Genomic DNA, 2,958 nt, shown 5'->3' with positions numbered 1-2,958 from the left:
CCCCGTCCCCCAAGCCGAGCCTGGCCGAGTTCACAGGCTGGGGCAGCCCGAGCTCCTGCATGAGCCGCCACCAGGCGAAGTCAGTGCAGTTCCGGTACGCGAACGAGGTCACCGGGTTGTTCGCGTTGAGCGTCGTGCCCTTCCATGGGTAGTCATCCCCCGCCCCGGAGGAGCCGGCCAGGGCGGCGTCGGCCGCGCAGCCGCCGGACCCGGCCGTGACCTTCCCGCCCGTGATCGTGGACAGGACGGCCTGCGCCGGGCCGATGTACTTGGTGTATCCGGCCGGGGAGTAGTTTCCCTGCACGCGGTGCGCGGCGACGTCGGGAGCCATGCCCTGCCAGCCCGCGAGCCTCAGGAGTGCCTTGAAGAACGCCGCGGCCGACCTGCCCGGGTCCGTCACGTCGGCCTTCGACCCCCACGGGGCTCCGGGCAGGCACCACTGCTGCTGGTACAGGCCCAGTGAGCACGTGGGCGACCCGTCAGGGTTCGTCACGCCGTGGATGTCGTCGCCGTAGTTGAGGTTCCTCAGCCCGGACTCGCCCATGGCCGTCATGACCCCGATCAGCAGGCCCTCGGCCGGGACGTTCATCTGCTGGCCCGCCTTCACGATCGTGACGGCGTTCGCCAGCTCTTCCCCGCCGTATCCGGAGACCTTCCCGCCCGGCGCGCTCACAGTCACGTTCCCCACGCCTGTGCACGCGCTCAGCGTGGAGTCCTTCCCTCCCGCGCCCAGGAACACGACCACGACCAGCACCGGGACCATCACCACGGCCAGGACCGCAGCGCCGATGCCCGCTCCCGCGTTCATCGCCGCCACCACTTCCCCGCCGCAGGCACCTCAGTGCTCACTTCGGCGACCGAGCCGTCGACGCCGAGCACGAGGTCCAGCTGGAGCGCGCCGTCGGTCACCCGCACCGGCCACGGGCCGGGGGCCACGACGACGGAGGCCACGTGTGCCAGGAGCACAGCGGGAGCGGAGGCATCGGCGGGCACGACCACAGGGCGGCCGTCGACGGACCACATCGGGCCCACCATGTGCGCTATCTGGACAGCGTTCATCGATCCCCCCAAGGACTCGAAGGCCCCTCGATCGAGGGCTCCGTGAGATTCATACACTCGTTTTGCTAACGGCCGGATTCTTGCAGACCGCTCCGACAACCGCATGTCACATGACGCCGTCTCAATGGCGACAGCGCCCATGGCCCTCCGTGCGCCGCAGTGTCTGCGACTTGTCCCGGCTTCCATGGCACCCCCTGTGTCCCGCTGATAGCATATCTTTTAAAGATCTACTGACCATAACTATAATAGTTATTGTGAGGGAATCAAGGAAGGTTAGGCAGAATGGACAGGTGCCCCGTACCTATGTGCCGCCGTCCAACCCCAGCGATGATGCGAGGGCGGCAATGAGCGTGTTCCAGGTAGGCACTCTGCGCGCAGAGATCATCAGAGACCTCGCCCAGCACCCCGAAGGTGCGACCACAGCAGAGATCGGCTCCCGCATCGGTGTCATCTACCAGCAGGTCTACAAGCACGTGGCCCAGCTCAGGGAAGAGGGCATTGTGACCGTGCTCGGGCAGGGTGCCGGGTACCGGCGAGGACCGATTTATCAGCTCGACCGCGCCGCCCTCGAAGCCAAGGCCGCGGCATTCATGCGGCACCTGCTAGGCGAATGAGGCCGCAGGAACGCCAAAGTTCCGCGAGACACGCCCCCCGAAATGCCTCCGTATGCATGCGGGCGATGGCAGGTTAACGACCATGAGTACACAACCGGGACGCGTCCGTCAGCCTGATGGCCTCCACCTCGTGCTCTTGCAGGGCAGGGTGAGGCCCGAACGTCGACAGGCAGTCAACACCGCCGCGGAAGACTCGGGCCGCTCGGTGGGCCTCTATCTCGATGACCTTGTGCGCTATCTGGAGGAGAACGGCGGCCTGCCTGTTTTCCCCAAGCCCAAGCCCCAGCCTGAGGAGCTGCCTATCCCGGCCGCTTAACGGATGAGGGCCCGCTTTCGCGGGCCCTCTCACAAGTCCTCCACCACCCCAGATCTTGGCGGGTCGCGGGTGGCGGATCCGAAACCCTCCCTCGCGGGTGGGTCCCTTTAGTGCACCTTCCTCACGGAAAGGAACTGTCTACATGGTAGCGGAGGCTGCCCGTCTGTCGCGTCCTCTCGCCGAAGAATCTGGCGTGTCAAAGTCGACATCCGCCGTGCAGCCTTTGCGCCTGCGCCGTGTGAGCCGGCGTCGTGAGACGCACAGAGACGTTGTGCTCACCGCCGTCCCTTCCGGCTCCGTGCGCGCCGCACACGGCCGCCAGGCCCTCGCAGCGCTCCGCGGCCGCCCAGAGTGGGCCCGATGCACCGCGGGCCGCCGCGCGCGGCTCATGGCCTGCCTCCGCGCCGTCATCGAGCGCGCCGATTACGAGACGATGACCAGCCGGCCCACGTGGGCCTTCCTCATGGAGCGCGTTGGGGTCTCCCGCGCCAGCGTCGCCCGCTACCTTCGCACGCTGCGCGAATGGGGCCTCCTGGGCCTCGTGGCCAGCGGCCGCACAGCCCCCTACGCCTCCCTCCCAGAGGACGGCTCAGAGCGCACCAACGAAGCCGCCGTCTACGTTGTCTGTATGCCGGCTCCTCTCGCGGCCGTTGACGCGGCCGCGAGCGCTGTGGACAAGACTGAGACCCCTCCCGCCCTAGGCGGTTCTCACCTTAAGAGAGAAGAAGACCCCCCGCACGCGCGCAAGGAAAAAGCCCAGAAGGACGCGGCTGCGCCGCGAGCTCCATTCTGTGGCGAGGCCCTGGCGGGCCTCGCCCGACTCACCGCAAGCGACGATCGTCAGCTGACATTGTGGCCACTCCCCCGGACGCCAGCCACGACGATGAGCCGGCGGGCCGCTGCTGCCGAAGTCCGTCACCGTGCGCCCGCACTGGGCTGTCTGAGCGTGCGCGACGTCGCCGCCGTGCT

Annotated in this window: 5 protein-coding genes; 3 read left to right on the top strand and 2 right to left on the bottom strand. The window is 67.8% G+C overall.

Features of this window, described 5'->3' with window-relative positions:
* Both V7053_RS18560 and V7053_RS18555 read right to left on the bottom strand, forming a co-directional pair.
* A partial coding sequence (locus tag V7053_RS18560; RefSeq protein ID WP_334173733.1) for a hypothetical protein occupies positions 1 to 808 on the bottom strand: 808 nt, incomplete at its 3' end.
* Positions 805 to 1,059: a hypothetical protein gene (locus V7053_RS18555; protein WP_334173732.1), complete on the bottom strand. Its 255-nt coding sequence runs from the start codon at positions 1,057 to 1,059 to the stop codon at positions 805 to 807. The genes V7053_RS18560 and V7053_RS18555, both read right to left, overlap by 4 nt.
* A gap of 290 nt (positions 1,060 to 1,349) precedes the next feature.
* Here V7053_RS18555 and V7053_RS18550 point away from each other — a divergent pair, with 290 nt between their 5' ends.
* The 3 genes from V7053_RS18550 to V7053_RS18540 form a co-directional block, all read left to right on the top strand.
* Positions 1,350 to 1,673 (top strand): winged helix-turn-helix domain-containing protein, encoded by a 324-nt coding sequence (locus tag V7053_RS18550; RefSeq protein ID WP_334173731.1) that lies wholly within the window; start codon positions 1,350 to 1,352, stop codon positions 1,671 to 1,673.
* Positions 1,674 to 1,755: 82 nt separating this feature from the next.
* Complete coding sequence (locus V7053_RS18545; protein WP_334173730.1) at positions 1,756 to 1,989, top strand: hypothetical protein; 234 nt, start codon at positions 1,756 to 1,758, stop codon at positions 1,987 to 1,989.
* 193 nt (positions 1,990 to 2,182) lie between these two features.
* Positions 2,183 to 2,958, top strand: a 776-nt coding sequence (locus V7053_RS18540; protein ID WP_334173729.1) for a hypothetical protein, incomplete at its 3' end; no start/stop codon positions are given.

It is taken from the genome of Sinomonas sp., assembly GCF_036848755.1.
Lineage (GTDB): Bacteria > Actinomycetota > Actinomycetes > Actinomycetales > Micrococcaceae > Sinomonas.
Note: the sequence above shows the minus strand (reverse complement) of the source record. Positions and strands in the feature narration are given on the sequence as shown.

What these genes read in the sequence shown, in the direction of transcription:
- V7053_RS18555 (WP_334173732.1), bottom strand. Translation starts at nt 1,059, where the DNA reads ATGAACGCTGTCCAGATAGCGCACATGGTGGGCCCGATGTGGTCCGTC.
- V7053_RS18545 (WP_334173730.1), top strand. Translation starts at nt 1,756, where the DNA reads ATGAGTACACAACCGGGACGCGTCCGTCAGCCTGATGGCCTCCACCTC.